The sequence below is a fragment of the Lacinutrix himadriensis genome, from assembly GCF_001418105.1.
Lineage (GTDB): Bacteria > Bacteroidota > Bacteroidia > Flavobacteriales > Flavobacteriaceae > Oceanihabitans > Oceanihabitans himadriense.
The window spans coordinates 52028-68572 of sequence record NZ_LIQI01000006.1 but is presented as its reverse complement, the minus strand read 5'-3'; the positions used below and the strand labels follow the sequence as shown (position 1 = coordinate 68572).

Here is a 16545-nt window from a genome sequence, read left to right as displayed (position 1 = left end):
ATTTTTTAACAAGTCAACAAGCATAAGGCTTTACAGCATTTTTGCGTTTTCATCAAAATTATAACCGTTTAAAAGTGATTTTGCATCCATTTTTCGTTTTCCAGGAAGCTTAATTTCTTTTACTATTAAGTAACCTTCTTTAACAGAAACCTTTATCTCTTTTTTGGTAGTTATTACTTTTCCTATTTCAAAATCGTGTGCTTCGATTTCTTTTTCGGCAGCATAAATCTTAATATCTAACGCTTCTTCATTGTTTTGTAAAATACACCAAGCGGCAGGATACGGACTTAACCCTCTTATTTTATTATATATATTGTCTAAAGAGTCGTTAAAATCAATCTTACAATTGTCTTTGTTTAGTTTGTATGCTGTTTTCATAACTGCATTTTCTGGCTGCGGTGTTGTTTCTACGTCTCCTTCTGCTATACGTCCAACCGTTTTTAAGACTAAATTGCTTCCTAAGCACATTAATTTATCATGTAGGCTTCCGGCATTTTCGCTTTCTTCAATGCTAATTTCTTCTTGAAGAATCATTGCACCAGTGTCAATTTTTTCGTCTATAAAAAAAGTAGAAACACCTGTTTTTGTTTCGCCATTTATAACCGCCCAGTTTATTGGTGCTGCACCGCGATAGTTTGGTAGTAAAGAAGCATGCAAATTAAAAGTACCATATGCTGGCATTTGCCAAACTACTTTTGGTAGCATTCTAAAAGCAACTACTATTTGTAAGTTGGCTTTTAATGCTGCTAGTTCTTCGGTAAAAGACTCTGCTTTTAGGTTGGTTGGTTGCATAATATGTAAACCTTGCGATTTTGCATATTCTTTTACTGCAGATTCATTTAATTTTCTACCTCTACCAGCAGGTTTGTCTGGAGCAGTTATTACACCAACAATATTGTACTTGTTTTCTACTAATGTTTGTAAAGTGGCAACTGCAAAGTCTGGAGTTCCCATAAATACTATTCTTAAATCTCTCATTATAAATGTGCTAATTTGTAGGTGTTCGTTTTTGTAATGGTAATAATATGATGCTCTAATAATAATTGAATCATGTTATTTATTTCTTTTTCAGAAAAGGGTAATTCTTGTAAAATAGCTCTAGAAGATAAATGTCCGTTTTCCAATAAGCTAATAATTGCATTTTTAATTTGTTTTGTGTCTGTTACTTCTGGTTTTTTCTTGGTAATACATACCGAGCAAATACCACAAGGTTCTAAATCTTTCTCACCAAAATAGGAGAGTAGTTGTATGCTTTTACAAAGGTCTTCCTTTTTAACATAGCTTAAAATAGCAGCTACTTGTTTTTGTTTTAATGCATTTTGTTGTTTTAAAACATTTGCAATTACATTAATGGTTTTATCGTCTTCTCTAGGTTCAAGAAAAGTAATTTCGGCATCGGTTTTAGAGGCGTTTAGCGTAATTATTTCATCTTTTTCTAATTGCGCTAAAACTTTTAATACAATGTTTTCATTCACAGAAGCTTTATCTGCGACTAAAGTGGTATTTAATTTTATTTCTTGATCAAAAATACCACCATAAGTTCTTAAAATGGATTTTACTACAAGAGTTAAATGATTGTTATTCTTTAAATAAGCGAACAAGCTGTTATTAGTAATAACAAATTGTACCAGTGTTTGTCTATTAAATTGTTTCGATAAACTAATGACACTAGTTCTATCTAAAAACTGAATAGCATTATAGCATAAAACAGTATTGAATGTATACGTTTTACAAAATTGATTAAAATTAAATTGATGTGTGGTATCTACACCTTCACCGTACGATATTTGAAAGTAACTACAGAGTTTTCTGTATACCACTTTCACAAAATCTACCGTAGGCAATCCGTCTAAAAATTGTTTTTTGACTAAAGCTTCATCACTATTATTTTTTAAAATAACGGCAAATGCTTTTTTTCCATTCCTTCCTGCACGACCAGCTTCTTGAAAATAGCTTTCTATGCTTTCGGGTAGGTTTAGATGAATAACGGTTTTTACATCGGGTTTGTCAATTCCCATACCAAATGCATTTGTGGCAACCATTACCTGGTTTTTGTTTTGCAACCAGTCGTTTAGGTGTTTGTCTTTCTCGTTATTACTAAGTCCGCCGTGATAATACGTTGCGCTTATATTTTGTTTGGCCAACATATTACAGATTTCTACCGTAGATTTTCTGTTTCTAACATAAATAATGGAAGGTGCATTTTGTTTTTTTAAAATGCTTTCCATTTTATAATATTTATCATCTTCATGAAAAACCATATACGCTAGATTTGGTCTAGCAAAAGATTGTTTAAATATTTTAGGACTAATAAAGTCGAGTTCTTTTATAATATCATCTACTACCAAAGGTGTTGCAGATGCAGTAAGCGCAATACAATTAGCACTTGGTTTTATTTGTCTTAGTAGTTCTATGTTTTTATAGGATGGTCTAAAATCATTTCCCCATTGTGAGATGCAATGTGCTTCATCTACAGCAATAAGGTTTACATTCATTTGTTTTATTCGGTCTTGAACTAGTTCTTGTTGTAGTCGTTCTGGAGAAAGATAAAGAAACTTATAATTACCATAAATGCAATTGTCTAGAAGTGCATCCAGCTCTTTATAATGTATTCCGCTAGTAAGCGCAATAGCTTTAATGCCTTTGTCGGTTAGCGTTTGTACTTGGTCTTTCATTAAGGCAACCAAAGGAGAAACAACAATGCAAATACCATCTTTAGCAAGTGCAGGAATTTGAAAACATAAAGATTTTCCTCCTCCAGTTGGCATTAACGCCATCACATCTTCTCCTGCTATTACTGCATTAATGATGTCTTCTTGAAAAGGTCTAAAACTTGTAAAGTTCCAATAACGTTCTAATATGTTTATTGCATTTTGCATTATAATGCTTTTACCACGTCTAATATAAAGTCCGCTCTACTTTCTATAGAACCAAAAGGTACATCAAGTAAACTATAATTATAAGTTTTATAAGTGTTTAATAAGTGTTTGTGAATTTCTATTGCTTGTTCAAAATTTTCGTAACGTTCACTATCGCTACTAAATATTTCTTGCCATGGTGCTAAAATAAATACATGATCGTACAGGTTTTCTTTACAAGCGTTTGTAAATTCTTCTGGATAGTCATCACCTATAAAGTCCATATAAGCCAAAACGTCAGGAATACCTCTATCTAGAAATATAAAGTCCTCATTAAGGGCATCTGCTTCTAGAAACTGTTGTTTCCTTCCTTTTAAAAGTAACTCACTAAATAAAAGAGGTTCTGTTAAAAACAACTGCTCGATTCCGTCTTCACGGGCTTTTAAGGTGATTTGTCTAGATATTTCTTCAATACAATTATAGCCTCTTTTAGTAAGCTCATTAATTATAGAAGTCTTTCCTGTTCCTGGTCCTCCAGTTATAATAATTTTTTTCGTGTTCAAATTTGGCAAGGTTTTGGGTGTAAAAATCGTAATTTAAATTTTAAATAAAAAATGTAAAGGAAACTGTATCTTTACAACTTACTTTTTAATCATGAGCGAAAAACAAAATCCAGAAGAATTTTATACCAAATTAAAGGCGCAATTGCACGATACGGATAGCTGGCCTTCTGAATATTTATATAAATTTATTGTGAAGTCCGACTTGCATAAAATTGCTGAAATAGAAGCATTATTTAATAATATTGGTGCAATTATTAATACTATAGAATCTAAAAACGGAAAATACACAAGTATTTCTATTCACGTATTAATGCAAGATCCAGATGCCGTAATTACCAAATATAAAGAAGTTGCAGAAAATGTAGAAGGAGTTATTAGCCTTTAAATATTTTTTGTACTTTGCACAAGCATAATAACTACGTGCGAATAATATAACTCTACACTTAAATTTTGATAGATATTTTAGAATACAATACCGAGCGTGAACATTTGATTATACCTGAATATGGAAGACATATGCAGAAAATGATTACTCATGCTAAAACACGAGAAACTAAAGAAGAACGCAATAAGATAGTAAAAGCCATTATATCTGTAATGGGGAACATGCAACCACATTTGCGTGATGTTCCAGATTTTCAACATAAACTTTGGGATCAGCTTTTTATTATGGCAGATTTTGACTTAGATGTAGATTCTCCATACCCTAAACCTTCACGTGAAGAATTATATGCAAGGCCTGAAACTTTAGAGTATCCTCAGAATTTTCCAAAATATAGATTTTATGGTAATAATATAAAAACCATGATTGATGTAGCAAACACTTGGGAAGAAGGGGAATTGAAAGAAGCTTTAGTATATACTATTGCGAATCACATGAAAAAGTGTTTTCTAAATTGGAATAAAGATACGGTTGAAGATTATATTATTTATAATCATTTATTCGAATTATCTGACGGGAAAATTAACTTAAAAGAATCTGAAGAAGATTTATCAGATTCTACAAGTTTAATGCGAAGTAAAAAGAAGTATGCGAATACGAATTCGAAAAAAACGAATTATAAAAAGAGTAACAATAACCAAAACAGAAACAGAAAACGCTACTAGTATTTCATGGGAACATTTAAAATTGAAGGAGGTCACCAATTAAAAGGAAAAATACAACCTCAAGGAGCAAAAAACGAAGCCTTACAAATTTTATGTGCTGTATTACTAACTCCAGAGTTGGTAACTATAAACAACATTCCAGATATTGTTGATGTTAACAAGCTTATAGAATTACTAAAAAAACTAGGAGTACAGGTTAATAAAATTGGAAAAGGTTCTTATACTTTTCAAGCAGATCAAGTAAATTTAAAATATTTAGAGTCGGAACAATTTAAAATTGATGGTCGTGGTTTACGAGGATCGATTATGATTGTTGGACCTCTTTTAGCTCGTTTTGGTAAAGGATATATTCCTAAACCAGGAGGTGATAAAATTGGTAGACGTAGATTAGATACACACTTTGAAGGTTTTATAAAACTAGGAGCAAAGTTTAGATACAATCGTGAAGATCATTTTTATGGAGTTGAAGCAGATAAATTAAAAGGAGCATATATGCTACTGGATGAGGCGTCTGTTACAGGAACGGCAAATATTGTAATGGCTGCAGTTTTAGCAGAAGGAACAACAACTATTTATAACGCCGCTTGTGAACCTTATTTACAACAGTTATGTAAGATGCTTAACCGAATGGGGGCAAAAATTTCTGGTGTTGGTTCTAATATGTTGACTATCGAAGGTGTGGATGCACTAGGAGGTACAGAACATAGAATGCTTCCAGATATGATTGAAATAGGTAGTTGGATTGGTCTAGCTGCTATGACAAAGAGTGAGCTTACCATTACCAATGTAAGTTGGGATGATTTAGGACAAATACCAGATGTATTTAGAAAAATTGGTATTACTCTAGAAAGACAAGGGGATGATATATATATTCCTGCACATAAAGATGGTTACGAAATACAAAGCTATATAGATGGTTCTATTTTAACTATTGCAGATGCGCCTTGGCCAGGGTTTACACCAGATTTATTGAGTATTGTTTTAACGGTACTTACACAAGCAAGAGGAAGTGCTTTAGTGCACCAAAAAATGTTTGAATCTCGTTTATTCTTTGTAGATAAATTGATAGATATGGGAGCTAAAATTATTTTATGTGATCCGCATAGAGCAACCGTTATTGGTCATGATTTTAATTCTACATTAAAAGCTACCACAATGACTTCTCCAGATATTAGAGCAGGAGTTTCTTTATTAATTGCAGCATTATCTGCAAAAGGAACCTCTACTATTCATAATATTGAACAAATTGATAGAGGTTATGAAAATATAGACGAACGTCTTCGTGCTATTGGTGCAAAGATTGAACGTGTAGAAGGAAACTAAAAAACATAAATTATACAAAACAAAAAAGCTTCGAAATTATTTCGAAGCTTTTTTTATATACTTAATTCTAATATTAATCGATGTTATAAAAATATTGCTCACTTGCAATTTTACCATCTTTTACTTCGTAGACACAAACTTCTTCCATTTTTTGTCTTCCTTGTTCTTTAAAAGTACAATCGAAAGTCATTTTAGCAGTAAAAAAGTTACCAGCAACAATAGGTTCGCTAATTTCGCTAGCATGAAAATCTTCTACACTTTCTAACCATTCTTTACTCTTGTTCAAAATATTTTCCTTTCCTGTAGTTATTTCTCCAGGCATTCCAGGCATTTCTCTACATACCACATTTTCAGCATATAGTTCATTAACACATTCTATATGCTTATCTTCTTTGCACATCTTCCACCATGTATTGGCAACCTCTTTCGTATTCATTTTATTTAGTTTTAAGTTGTTTTTATAAAGATACTGAATCTTGTAATAAGATATTATAATGTTTGGCTAGGAAGCGTTTAAAGCTTCTTTATATGTTTTTAAGCATCGTTCTCTTGCTTCTTTATGATCGACCATAGGCCTCGGATAAGTAAGCTCTTGAAAATCGGGAACCCATTTGTTTATGTATTCTAGTTTTTTATCAAATTTTTCTATTTGTGTCGTTGGATTGAATATGCGAAAATAAGGAGCAGCATCTACACCACAACCAGCAACCCATTGCCAGTTGCCAATATTACTAGCCATTTCATAATCGTGTAATTTTTCAGCAAAATAAGCTTCCCCTAATCGCCAATCGATTAGTAAGTGTTTGCATAAAAAACTACCAACAAGCATGCGTACACGATTGTGCATAAAACCAGTTTCGTTTAATTCTCGCATTCCTGCATCGACTAAAGGATATCCGGTTTTTCCTTGACACCAAAGTTTAAATTCTTCTTCGCTATTTCGCCATACAATATTGTCATATTTGGGTTTAAAGCTATACGTTAGCGTTTGCGGAAAATGCCAAAGAATTTGAATGAAAAACTCTCTCCAAATGAGTTCTTGCCAGAAGACTTCATTAGTTTCTGATATCGCTTTTTGTACCATTTCACGAATACTTACGGTACCAAAACGTAAATGTGGTCCTAACTTTGAAGTGCTATCTTGCGCTGGGAAATTTCTTGTTGCTTCGTAATTTTGAATTAAATTAGCAGTGACTTTATATGCTTTTATTTCTTGATTAGATGGTACAAAACCAATATCCTGTAAACTTAAATTAGGAAGGTGTTTTTCTTGAATTAAGTGGTTCAGTAAACCAACAGAATCATAAGTTTCTAAACTTTTTGTTCTAAAAGTTGCTTTCCATAATTTCATGTATGGTGTGTATACTAAATACGGTTTGCCATCTTTCTTTACAATTTCATCTTTTTCAAAAATAACATGATCTTTAAAGGTTTTAAAGGAGATGTTTTTGCTCTCTAAAAAGGTTTCAATTTCTGTATCCCGATCTTTAGCGTAAGGCTCATAATCGCGATTGGTGTAGACAGTATCTATGGTGTAAGATGTAGCTAATTTTTTATATACCTCCAGAGGTTTGCCATAGTACATAGCAATACTACTATTGTATTTGCTTTTTAATTCCTTATTGATGTTTTGTAGCGTGTTGTGAATAAAACTAACACGAGCGTCTTCTTTTGGTAGTTGTTCTAGAATTTCTGTATCGAAAATAAATATAGGTAAAACGGGTTTTTCAGCATTTAAAGCATGAAATAACCCTACGTTATCTTCTAATCTTAAGTCTCTTCTAAACCAAAAAATGTTTACAGTATCTTTCATTGTGTGTAGGTTCCAAAAAGGGATTCTAGTTTTTCTTTGCGGTATGCAAAAATTTCATTCAATTTAGGCTTCACAAGAAAAGGATGCACTAACTGACCAATAATTCCGAAAGGAACTTTATAATCTATAATATCTTCCATTTCAACGCCACCTTCAATTTCTTTAATAAAATGTTTATGATGCCATAATGCATACGGACCAAAGCGCTGTTCGTCTACAAAATAATGTTTATCGACTATGTGTGTGATTTCTGTAACCCATTTTGTTTTTATTCCTAATACAGGAGTAACAATATATTGAATAATCTGTCCTGCATACATGGGTCTATCTGCACCAGAAAGTATATTAAAACTCATATAATCTGGAGTGATAACTTTAAGGTTTTTTGGATCCGATAAAAACTTCCAAGCTTCATCCACAGAAATTGGTAGTTTTTGTTTTTTATGAAATGTATAAATTTTCATTAGTTATTTATAAGTATGTACGCATTTAGAGATGTTGCAATACATAGCCAAATGATATATGGTAATAGGAGATATCTAGTTTGTATTACATCAAATTTAAAAAAGAAATAGCATACTAAAATGGTTAATAGTATGATTACTAAAAAGCCTATTAAAATGAGGTGTTGGTTGAAAAAAACATAGTTCCACATGACATTTAGAATAAACTGTAATGCGAAAAGGGTAAGGACTTCTTTGGTTGGCATTTTTAGATATAACTGTGCCATGTATATCGAAAAACAGATCATTATGGTTGTCCAAGCAACACCAAAAACCCAACCTGGAGGAGTCCAAGGTGCTTGGTTTAAACTAGTGTACCATTCTGTTCGTGGTCCATTATTCATGAGCCAACTTCCAATACCTAGAGCTCCAAAATTTAATATTAAGAACGAAACAAATACTTTAAAAAATTGCATATTAAACTGTTTTAAGACTTTCTATTTCATCTAATACGGCATTGGCTTCTTGGTATTTTTTATCGCTTTCTGATCTATTAATACTAGAAAGTTGATGCCATTCTTTCATTAACTTGTTGTATTTCTCCTGAAGCTTTTCGGCTTTTGTTTTCTTTTTAAATAGTCCAAACATAATTTTATGAATTTAAATGTTTTACAATCTTATTGCTTGCAGGATTGGTTGTAGAAAAATAATAATCGACTAATTGGCCTTCTTTATTTATTAGGTATTTCTGGAAATTCCATTTTACGGTAGAATTAGATTTTCCGTTTAATTCTTTGTTGGTTAACCATTGGTAAAGGAAATGTTGGTTGCTTCCTTTTACGTCTAATTTTTCGGTCATTAAGAAAGTTACCCCGAAGTTTTTCTGACAAAAAGATTGAATCTCACTAGCAGACCCAGATTCTTGAGCCCCAAATTGATTACAAGGAACACCTATAATCATTAGATTATTTTTATAAGTATCGTATAATTTTTGAAGGTCTGCGTATTGTTTCGTAAAACCACATTGTGAAGCTACATTAACGATGAGTAGCATTTTTCCTTTATATTCGGATAGATCAATAGCTTTGCCGTCTAAACTATTTATTTCTATATCGTAAATAGATGTAGATGGTGGCTTTTGCGCTTTTGATTTATTTAAAAAGTGGAACATGACGAAAGTTATTATGAAGTTTTCACGGTTTATATTTTAAAGGAAACAATTCCACAATCCATTTCAAAGATTTGTCCAGACATAGATGCTGCTTTTTCAGATAATAAAAAAGAAGCCATTTCTGCAACTTCGTTAGGTTTTAAAAATTTTTTTAAAGGATGGCGTTCCGTAATGTTTTCTGCCATTTTGTCGCTCCTTAAAAGTTTGGATGCCAATTCGGTGTCAGTAACAGTAGGAGCAATGGCATTAATTCTTATTGTAGGCGCTAATTCGGCTCCAAGTGATTTAACTAATCCCTCTACTCCAGATTTAGCAGTTGCAATACTGGCATGGTACGGCATTCCTAGCTTTGCAGCTACGGTACTAAATAATAATATAGCAGGTTGGTTACCCTTTTTTAAAATAGGTAAATACTTTTGAATGACTTTTACGGCACCAAGAACATTAATTTCAAAATCTTGTTTAAAATCGTCAATACTTAATCTAGAAATTGGTTTAAGGTTTATGCTACCAGGGCAATACACCAGGCCATCGGCTTTATCAATTTCAGGTAAATCATCCACCAGAACGTCACAACCATAATGTGTTAAATTATCAAGGTTGAAACTAGGAGCTGTTCTACTAATATTAATAATTTTATTATTGACTATTAAAGTTTCAATAATAGCCTTACCTATACCTTTGCTACCTCCAATTACTATATATGTTTTCATGTTAAGCGGTTAAAGGTCTTCCTTTTAGCCTTTTTTCTACTTTTATTTTGATAGCAGTAAGCCTCTTCATGATATCCATGATTTCTGTATCTTTTTTCTCTTTATAGATTTCGTTTAAACCTAAAATTAGGGCTTTTGCTTCTCTAACAATAATAACTCTATCGCTTGTAGATAAAGAGTTTAATTTTTGCTTTTCAAATTCTAATGCTTTTTCTATTATGTCCATGACTTAATTTTTTAAATAGTTTTGTAATTCTGCAATTTTATTAGGAGTGTTAAATTTCCCTCCATAGTAGGTTGTAATTGTTGTAGAGGTGTCATCTTTAATACCTCTAGAAGAAACACATAAGTGTTTTGCATCTATTATAACGGCTACATCTTCTGTTTTTAAAATTGTTTTTAATTCTTCTGCTATTTGATTTGTTAAACGTTCTTGTACTTGCGGTCTTTTTGCATAATATTGAACGATTCTGTTTAGTTTAGATAACCCAATAACTGTACCAGAAGATATATATGCAATATGTGCTTTTCCAATAATTGGCACAAAATGATGTTCGCAATTGGAATATAAGGTAATATTTTTTTCGATAAGCATTTGGTTGTATTGATATTTATTATCAAATAATGCTATTATCGGCTTGTTTTTCGGGTTTAAACCCGAAAATATTTCATCTATATACATTTTAGCAACACGATTTGGCGTTCCTTTTAGAGAATCGTCTGTAAGATCTAGTCCGATAACATCCATAATTTCTTCAAAAAGTATGGCTATGCGTTCTTTTTTTTCATCATCACTCCATTTAAAAGCATCTGCTTTCATGGGTGTTTTTAATCCGGTGTATAAATGTTCATCACCAATATCTTCATGACTAAAGCCATTTAAAGTATTGTTGTTTTTAATAGTTTCTGTTTTCATAATCGTCTTTTTAAAGTGCTGTTTTTAGTAATTACTACTAAAACAAAGCAAGGTTATCTTTTAGAAATACTGTTTTGCGTTATTTGTTTTTGTCTGCTACATTTAAATCTACCTTCGTTAAAAGAGCGTAGTTTCTCATGTTTTGTTTTTCTTCCTTGCACCCGTTTTCGCCACATCATAAAACTGCTAGGTTTCATTTCTTGTCGCATTAAACGAATAACGTCTTGTTCTTTTAGTTTAAATTGAAAGTATATCGCTTCAAAAGTGGTTCTGTCTTCCCAAGCCATTTCTATAACTCTGTCTACTTGTATGGTATTTAATTTCATTTAAGTGCTAATTTTTTTATCATTCCGTTAAAAATAAATCCGTGAAATGGTAAAACACTATACCAATATAATCTACCAAGTATTCCTCTTGGTCTAAATGTTGCTGTTTGTTTTAAAAGGTTGTCTTCAATTTTAAATTCTAGCCAAGCTTCTCCTGGAAGTTTCATTTCGGCATAGAGTAGGAGTTTTTGTTTTTCCTTATCGGCATAAATAACTCTCCAAAAATCTAATGCATCTCCTGCATCTAATTGCGTCGGGTTTGTTCTTCCTCTTCTTAATCCAATTCCGCCAAATACTTTATCTATATAACCTCTTACTCTCCATAAAAAATTTCCGTAATACCAACCTGTTTGTCCGCCAATAGCCCATATTTTATCCATGGTTTGTGCGCTGTTAGTTACTTCGAGTTCTTTATAATCTTGAAAGCAACCATATTTGGGAACATTTATATATTTATGAAAGTTGTCTTTTAATCTTCCGCTACTAATAAAGGAATCTTTCCAGCTAGAAATAATACTGTTTTGCTCAATTTTTTCAAAAGCTAAAGCTACAGCATCTTTATAACTTAAAGGATTTACATGTAGTATGGCATTGATTTCACTGGGTTTACCAATAATTTCCACACCCATACTATCTACAAGGTTAGAGGCCAGTTTGTAAGATGTAGATGTTACAAAATATAACCAATACGAAGATAGTTTTGGTGTCATTATAGGAACCGTAAGAATGTATCTTTTAAGTTCCCGCACTTCTGCAAATTGCAAAAGCATTTGTTTGTAGGTTAAAACTTCTGGTCCAAAAATATCGAAAGAACGGTTGAAGGTTTTTTTATTTCCTACACTTTTTAATAGAAACGAAAGTACATCGCGAACCGCTAATGGTTGTGTTTTTGTGTTTAGCCATTTAGGAGCAATCATAAAAGGAAGTTTCTCGACTAAATCTCTTATTATCTCAAAGGAAGAACTACCAGAACCCACTATAATACCTGCTTTAAATATGGTTAACGCATAGCTTTTAGATTCTAATTCGTGCTCCACATTTTTACGTGATTGAAGATGTTTAGAAAGGTTTGCGTCGTTTGTAATACCACTAAGATAAATTACTTGCTTTGTATTTGTTTTTTCTATACTCGTTCTAAAATTTGCCGCACATTCTTGTTCTAACTTTTCAAAATCGTTAGAAGTATTCGACATGGAATGAATAAGATAATATGCAATATCGATATCATTAGGAATGTTTTTTAATGTTTCCGGTTTTAAAAAATCAACCTCAATAACATCTATTTGCTCTTCTTGTAAATAGCTTTTGTCTGCTCGCAATTTATCTCTTACAGCACAAGTAACGTGATGCCCTTCATGCAATAATAAAGGGATTAGGCGTTTGCCTATATAACCTGTAGCTCCTGTTACGAGAATATTCATTTTTTATAGGGTATGAAAATTGTTTATTTTTATGTTTTTAGCTTTTAAGTCGAACATTAAATTATAGAGTCCGAAAAAAGTTCTATTGATATAAATGAAATGTTTAGAACCTCTGTTACCATTCATTTTTCTTAATTGTGTGCTTTTAGAATAATGCTCACCAAGTGCTGCAATTTCTTGGAAAAAATAAGGATTCGAAAAATCGAAAGTTTCGTCTTGTAATGGTCTAGCAAATAGACTTAGCATTTTATGAAACATTTCTGTGAAAAATTCGATTTCCTCGGCAGTGTCTTCCTCTTTTAAAATTTCTAATTCGTATAATTTAGAAAGGAAAACAGCTTCGTCTTCTATATTCTCTTTCTGCGCTAATTCAAAATAGGGTGTGTAAAATGCATCCGGAATGCTTTTCATGCAACCAAAATCTAATACGATTAAGTTTGCGGTATCTGAAACTAAAAAGTTTCCAGGATGTGGATCTGCATGCACCTTTTTTAATACATGAATTTGATACATGTAAAAATCCCAAAGTGCTTGACCAACTTGATTAGCCTTTTCTTCCGATTCATTTATTGCAGTAAATTCGGAAAGATGTATACCATGCATATAGTCCATAGTAATGATTCTTTCAGAAGATAGTTCTTCGTAATATTCTGGAAATAATAAATTTGGTATGTGCGCGCATGCCTTTGCAACCTCTTTACTTTGTGCAATTTCTAGAATGTAATTGGTTTCTTCAATTAGTTTTGATTCTACTTCGTGAAAGTATTTATCCGAATCTTTTCCTTTAATATTAAACATACGCATGGCAATAGGTTTTACCATGGCTAAATCGGATGAGATACTTTCTGCAACTCCTGGATATTGGATTTTCACAGCAAGTTTTTTCCCGTTTCTTTCTGCTATATGGACTTGGCCAATGCTAGCAGCATTTACAGAAGTTGCATTAAAAGTATCAAAGAGTTCGTTTGGAGATTTCCCAAAATATTTTTTAAAAGTCTTTATTACTAGAGCAGGAGATAATGGTGGAACCGAAAATTGCGATAGCGAAAATTTTTCAACATAAGCCTGTGGTAACAAACTCTTTTCCATGCTTAACATTTGCGCTACTTTTAAAGCACTTCCTTTAAGTTGCTTTAAACTATCGTAAATATCTTCTGCATTATTTTTATTCAGACGTTCTTTAGCTTCTTCTTTAGAATTAACCATTTTGTCTCCGTAATATTTGATATAATTTACACCAACTTTAGCACCTGTACTAACTAATTTAGATGCACGTTGTATTTTGGTAATTGGTATTTGATCAATGGTTTTCATTCGCTTATAGATGCTTTTTTACTTTTAATTTCAAATTATATGTAAATATACAAAATTGTCTAACTTTTAGTATTAATAATTAGACAAAATTATTATGAAGCTATAAGGAAAGTCTATGTGTATAGAAAAGAATACTCGTTTTGCTATTATTTGTAAGTGTTTCCATCTTATTTATTTAGATAAGTAAATAAAAGGAACCCTAAGTTTATAAACCAATAACACCTTTTATTTTAAGGTTTTGTTAACAGATAAGATTTAGTTAATGTGTAATTTTATAGCAAAATATTATCAACTAATTAATACAATAACTATGAAAAAATTATTATTAATCGCTTTAGTGTTTACCTATTCGTTTCACGTAAATGCACAAATTGAAACACCGCAACCTAGTCCAACTAGCAAGGTGGAACAGAAGGTAGGATTAACAGATTTCTCTTTTGAATATTCACGTCCTGGAGTAAAAGGAAGAACTATTTTTGGAGACCTTGTACCTTACGGAAAAGTATGGAGAACGGGAGCAAACTTAAGAACTAAAATAACTTTTAACAACCCTATTACTGTAGGAGGGAAAGAACTTAAAGCTGGTACGTACGCTATCTTTACTATTCCACAAGCAACTTCTTGGGAGGTTATATTTTACACAGAGTATGCAGGAGGAGGAGCTCCAGCAACATTAGATGAAACTAAAGTTGCGGCAAGAGTTTCTGCTGATGTTCATGAAATTCCTTTTAATGTAGAGTCTTTTACTATGGATATTAATAACTTATCTAATAATGGTGGAACTTTAGAATTTCTTTGGGCAAAAACATACGTTGGTGTACCTTTTACAGTGCCAACAGATGCTACAGTATCAAAAAGTATTGATAAGGTAATGGCAGGACCAGGAGCTGGAGATTATTATGCTGCTGCTGCGTATTACTTAGAAGAAGGTAAAGATATTAATAAAGCTAAAGTTTGGATTGATAAAGCAGTCGAAATGAATAAGCAGGATCCTAAATTTTGGCAATTAAGAAGACAAGCTTTAATCTATGCAAAAGCAGGAGATAAAAAAGGAGCTGTTAAAGCTGCTAAAGCTTCTTTAGAATTAGCAGAGAAAGCTGGAAATGCAGATTATGTTAAAATGAATACAGAATCTATTGCAGAATGGTCTAAATAATTTAGAATCATTTACACATAAAAAAAGCGACCAATTGGTCGCTTTTTTCTATTTTATATAAGTTGTTATTTTACTTTCTTCGGATTAAATACAGGAAGTAATTTATTGCTTACTTCACCAAAACCAATTCTAGTTCCGTCTTTATCGCAATACCCTCTCATGATTACCGTATCGTTATCATTTATAAATTTACGTTCTGTACCATCTGCCATTTTAATGGGTTTTTCACCTCTCCATGTAATTTCTAACATCGATCCGTAACTATCTGGTGTTGGTCCAGAAATAGTACCGCTTCCCATCATATCTCCAGAGTTAATAGGGCAACCATTCACCGTATGATGTGTAAGTTGTTGTGCCATGTTCCAATACATATATTTAAAGTTCGATTTACTTACCACAGTTTCTTTCGCTTTTTGTGGTTGTATGGCTACTTCTAAATTAATATCAAAACTCTTCTTTCCTTTATATTGTAAGTATTCTAATTGTTTTTTTAATGGTTTCGGACTTGCCACTCTATAAGGCTCTAAAGCATCTAAAGTTACAATCCAAGGAGAAATAGATGAAGCAAAACTTTTTGCTAAAAATGGTCCTAGTGGTACATATTCCCATTTTTGTATATCTCTTGCAGACCAATCATTAAATAAAACCAATCCGAAAATATATTCTTCTGCTTCTTCAATAGGAATTGGCTCTCCTAAATCATTAGCGTCAGTAGTAATAAAAGCCATTTCCAATTCAAAATCAATCAGCTTGCTAGGTCCAAAAACAGGTTCTGTTGCTCCAGCAGGTAATGTTTGTCCTTGTGGTCTATGCACAGGAATTCCAGAAGGAATGATAGAAGAACTTCTACCATGATATCCAACAGGAATGTGTAACCAGTTTGGCAATAATGCATTATCTGGATCTCTAAACATAGTACCAACATTAGTTGCATGTTCTATGCTCGAGTAAAAATCGGTGTAATCACCAATTTGAACTGGTAATTGCATTTCAATTTCGTCTAAACGAAATAATACAATTTCTTTATGTTTCACATTGTTCTTCAGCGTATCGTTTTCCGCATCAAAAATTTCTGCAATTCTATTTCTAACAGCTCTCCATGTTTTTCTTCCATCTGCAATAAAATCATTTAAGGTATCTTGAAGAAAAATATCATCTGTTAAAGGAATACCTTCAAAGTAGCCTAATTGGTGTAAAGCACCTAAGTCTATTGCTGTATCTCCAATTCTTGTTCCAATAGTAATGATGTCGTCTCTTGTAAGAAAAACACCAAAAGGTAAATTTTGAACAGGGAAATCTGAGTTTTTATCTACATGCAACCAGGAAATTCTATCTGGATTGTTAGCTGAAATTGGCATAGTATATTTTAAATTAAAAATTATTAAATCTATTCAAACCTACATAACTTTTTAAATTAATGC

The 16545-nt window shown here is 32.1% G+C and carries 20 protein-coding genes; 4 read left to right on the top strand and 16 right to left on the bottom strand.

Translation table 11 applies throughout. The features are described from left to right. Positions 1–30: 30 nt before the first annotated feature. Genes fmt through AMD28_RS00775 form a run of 3 tightly spaced genes read right to left on the bottom strand, consistent with a single transcriptional unit; the run spans position 31 to position 3421 of the window. Positions 31–978 carry a methionyl-tRNA formyltransferase gene (fmt, locus tag AMD28_RS00785; protein ID WP_055442263.1) on the bottom strand — a complete coding sequence of 316 codons (948 nt, stop codon included), beginning with the start codon at positions 976–978 and terminating at the stop codon, positions 31–33. After that, a complete protein-coding gene (locus AMD28_RS00780; protein WP_055442262.1) occupies positions 978–2879 on the bottom strand; it encodes a RecQ family ATP-dependent DNA helicase in 1902 nt (633 codons plus the stop codon). The genes fmt and AMD28_RS00780 overlap by 1 nt, the downstream gene beginning before the upstream one ends. After that, positions 2879–3421, bottom strand: coding sequence for an AAA family ATPase (locus AMD28_RS00775; RefSeq protein WP_055442261.1), 543 nt, complete (start codon positions 3419–3421; stop codon positions 2879–2881). The genes AMD28_RS00780 and AMD28_RS00775 overlap by 1 nt, the downstream gene beginning before the upstream one ends. A 91-nt stretch (positions 3422–3512) precedes the next feature. Here AMD28_RS00775 and AMD28_RS00770 point away from each other — a divergent pair, with 91 nt between their 5' ends. The 3 genes from AMD28_RS00770 (at position 3513) to murA (ending at position 5851) form a co-directional block, all read left to right on the top strand. Next, complete coding sequence (locus tag AMD28_RS00770) at positions 3513–3806, top strand: DUF493 family protein (protein WP_055442260.1); 294 nt, start codon at positions 3513–3515, stop codon at positions 3804–3806. 65 nt (positions 3807–3871) lie between these two features. Then, on the top strand, positions 3872–4528 hold the full coding sequence (locus AMD28_RS00765) for a DUF4290 domain-containing protein (protein WP_055442259.1): 657 nt from the start codon (positions 3872–3874) through the stop codon (positions 4526–4528). 6 nt (positions 4529–4534) lie between these two features. Beyond that, positions 4535–5851 carry a UDP-N-acetylglucosamine 1-carboxyvinyltransferase gene (murA, locus tag AMD28_RS00760; protein WP_055442258.1) on the top strand — a complete coding sequence of 439 codons (1317 nt, stop codon included), beginning with the start codon at positions 4535–4537 and terminating at the stop codon, positions 5849–5851. A 73-nt stretch (positions 5852–5924) separates the two neighbouring features. On the opposite strand, the gene AMD28_RS00755 is transcribed toward murA, so the two are convergent. The 12 genes from AMD28_RS00755 to AMD28_RS00700 all read right to left on the bottom strand — a co-directional run bounded on the left by AMD28_RS00755 (position 5925) and on the right by AMD28_RS00700 (position 13968). After that, a complete protein-coding gene (locus tag AMD28_RS00755; RefSeq protein ID WP_055442257.1) occupies positions 5925–6287 on the bottom strand; it encodes a SnoaL-like domain-containing protein in 363 nt (120 codons plus the stop codon). A 66-nt stretch (positions 6288–6353) separates the two neighbouring features. After that, complete coding sequence (locus AMD28_RS00750) at positions 6354–7664, bottom strand: cryptochrome/photolyase family protein (protein WP_055442256.1); 1311 nt, start codon at positions 7662–7664, stop codon at positions 6354–6356. Then, a complete protein-coding gene (locus tag AMD28_RS00745) occupies positions 7661–8128 on the bottom strand; it encodes an SRPBCC family protein (RefSeq protein WP_055442255.1) in 468 nt (155 codons plus the stop codon). Before AMD28_RS00745 ends, AMD28_RS00750 begins: the two co-directional genes overlap by 4 nt. Continuing rightward, entirely contained in the window at positions 8128–8583 is a 456-nt protein-coding gene (locus AMD28_RS00740; protein WP_055442254.1) for a TspO/MBR family protein, read from the bottom strand. The genes AMD28_RS00745 and AMD28_RS00740 overlap by 1 nt, the downstream gene beginning before the upstream one ends. Position 8584: 1 nt before the next feature. Beyond that, positions 8585–8755 (bottom strand): Lacal_2735 family protein, encoded by a 171-nt coding sequence (locus tag AMD28_RS18460; protein WP_055442253.1) that lies wholly within the window; start codon positions 8753–8755, stop codon positions 8585–8587. A gap of 4 nt (positions 8756–8759) precedes the next feature. Next, the gene (locus tag AMD28_RS00730; protein WP_055442252.1) at positions 8760–9278 is read right to left on the bottom strand and encodes a glutathione peroxidase; all 519 of its coding nucleotides are present in this window, start codon (positions 9276–9278) and stop codon (positions 8760–8762) included. 29 nt (positions 9279–9307) lie between these two features. Next, the gene (locus tag AMD28_RS00725) at positions 9308–9991 is read right to left on the bottom strand and encodes an SDR family NAD(P)-dependent oxidoreductase (RefSeq protein WP_055442251.1); all 684 of its coding nucleotides are present in this window, start codon (positions 9989–9991) and stop codon (positions 9308–9310) included. 1 nt (position 9992) lies between these two features. After that, entirely contained in the window at positions 9993–10217 is a 225-nt protein-coding gene (locus AMD28_RS00720; protein WP_055442250.1) for a hypothetical protein, read from the bottom strand. 3 nt (positions 10218–10220) lie between these two features. Beyond that, positions 10221–10907, bottom strand: a complete 687-nt coding sequence (gene folE / locus AMD28_RS00715; RefSeq protein ID WP_055442249.1) for a GTP cyclohydrolase I FolE — start codon at positions 10905–10907, stop codon at positions 10221–10223. Between the two features lie 53 nt (positions 10908–10960). Then, positions 10961–11233: a TIGR03643 family protein gene (locus AMD28_RS00710; RefSeq protein ID WP_055442248.1), complete on the bottom strand. Its 273-nt coding sequence runs from the start codon at positions 11231–11233 to the stop codon at positions 10961–10963. Then, on the bottom strand, positions 11230–12654 hold the full coding sequence (locus AMD28_RS00705) for an SDR family oxidoreductase (protein ID WP_055442247.1): 1425 nt from the start codon (positions 12652–12654) through the stop codon (positions 11230–11232). Before AMD28_RS00705 ends, AMD28_RS00710 begins: the two co-directional genes overlap by 4 nt. 3 nt (positions 12655–12657) lie before the next feature. Continuing rightward, positions 12658–13968 carry an ABC1 kinase family protein gene (locus AMD28_RS00700; protein WP_055442246.1) on the bottom strand — a complete coding sequence of 437 codons (1311 nt, stop codon included), beginning with the start codon at positions 13966–13968 and terminating at the stop codon, positions 12658–12660. 310 nt (positions 13969–14278) lie between these two features. Between AMD28_RS00700 and AMD28_RS00695 the strand changes: the two genes are divergently transcribed. Further along, on the top strand, positions 14279–15124 hold the full coding sequence (locus AMD28_RS00695) for a DUF2911 domain-containing protein (protein WP_055442245.1): 846 nt from the start codon (positions 14279–14281) through the stop codon (positions 15122–15124). A 65-nt stretch (positions 15125–15189) separates the two neighbouring features. On the opposite strand, the gene fahA is transcribed toward AMD28_RS00695, so the two are convergent. After that, a complete protein-coding gene (gene fahA / locus AMD28_RS00690) occupies positions 15190–16482 on the bottom strand; it encodes a fumarylacetoacetase (RefSeq protein WP_055442244.1) in 1293 nt (430 codons plus the stop codon). Between the last annotated feature and the right edge of the window lie 63 nt (positions 16483–16545).

Excerpts from the sequence above, each read along its gene's own strand:
- fmt (WP_055442263.1), bottom strand. The coding sequence starts at position 978 with ATGAGAGATTTAAGAATAGTATTTATGGGAACTCCAGACTTTGCAGTT.
- AMD28_RS00780 (WP_055442262.1), bottom strand. The coding sequence starts at position 2,879 with ATGCAAAATGCAATAAACATATTAGAACGTTATTGGAACTTTACAAGT.
- AMD28_RS00770 (WP_055442260.1), top strand. The coding sequence starts at position 3,513 with ATGAGCGAAAAACAAAATCCAGAAGAATTTTATACCAAATTAAAGGCG.
- murA (WP_055442258.1), top strand. The coding sequence starts at position 4,535 with ATGGGAACATTTAAAATTGAAGGAGGTCACCAATTAAAAGGAAAAATA.
- AMD28_RS00755 (WP_055442257.1), bottom strand. The coding sequence starts at position 6,287 with ATGAATACGAAAGAGGTTGCCAATACATGGTGGAAGATGTGCAAAGAA.
- AMD28_RS00750 (WP_055442256.1), bottom strand. The coding sequence starts at position 7,664 with ATGAAAGATACTGTAAACATTTTTTGGTTTAGAAGAGACTTAAGATTA.
- AMD28_RS00745 (WP_055442255.1), bottom strand. The coding sequence starts at position 8,128 with ATGAAAATTTATACATTTCATAAAAAACAAAAACTACCAATTTCTGTG.
- AMD28_RS00740 (WP_055442254.1), bottom strand. The coding sequence starts at position 8,583 with ATGCAATTTTTTAAAGTATTTGTTTCGTTCTTAATATTAAATTTTGGA.
- AMD28_RS18460 (WP_055442253.1), bottom strand. The coding sequence starts at position 8,755 with ATGTTTGGACTATTTAAAAAGAAAACAAAAGCCGAAAAGCTTCAGGAG.
- AMD28_RS00730 (WP_055442252.1), bottom strand. The coding sequence starts at position 9,278 with ATGTTCCACTTTTTAAATAAATCAAAAGCGCAAAAGCCACCATCTACA.
- AMD28_RS00725 (WP_055442251.1), bottom strand. The coding sequence starts at position 9,991 with ATGAAAACATATATAGTAATTGGAGGTAGCAAAGGTATAGGTAAGGCT.
- AMD28_RS00720 (WP_055442250.1), bottom strand. The coding sequence starts at position 10,217 with ATGGACATAATAGAAAAAGCATTAGAATTTGAAAAGCAAAAATTAAAC.
- folE (WP_055442249.1), bottom strand. The coding sequence starts at position 10,907 with ATGAAAACAGAAACTATTAAAAACAACAATACTTTAAATGGCTTTAGT.
- AMD28_RS00710 (WP_055442248.1), bottom strand. The coding sequence starts at position 11,233 with ATGAAATTAAATACCATACAAGTAGACAGAGTTATAGAAATGGCTTGG.
- AMD28_RS00705 (WP_055442247.1), bottom strand. The coding sequence starts at position 12,654 with ATGAATATTCTCGTAACAGGAGCTACAGGTTATATAGGCAAACGCCTA.
- AMD28_RS00700 (WP_055442246.1), bottom strand. The coding sequence starts at position 13,968 with ATGAAAACCATTGATCAAATACCAATTACCAAAATACAACGTGCATCT.
- AMD28_RS00695 (WP_055442245.1), top strand. The coding sequence starts at position 14,279 with ATGAAAAAATTATTATTAATCGCTTTAGTGTTTACCTATTCGTTTCAC.
- fahA (WP_055442244.1), bottom strand. The coding sequence starts at position 16,482 with ATGCCAATTTCAGCTAACAATCCAGATAGAATTTCCTGGTTGCATGTA.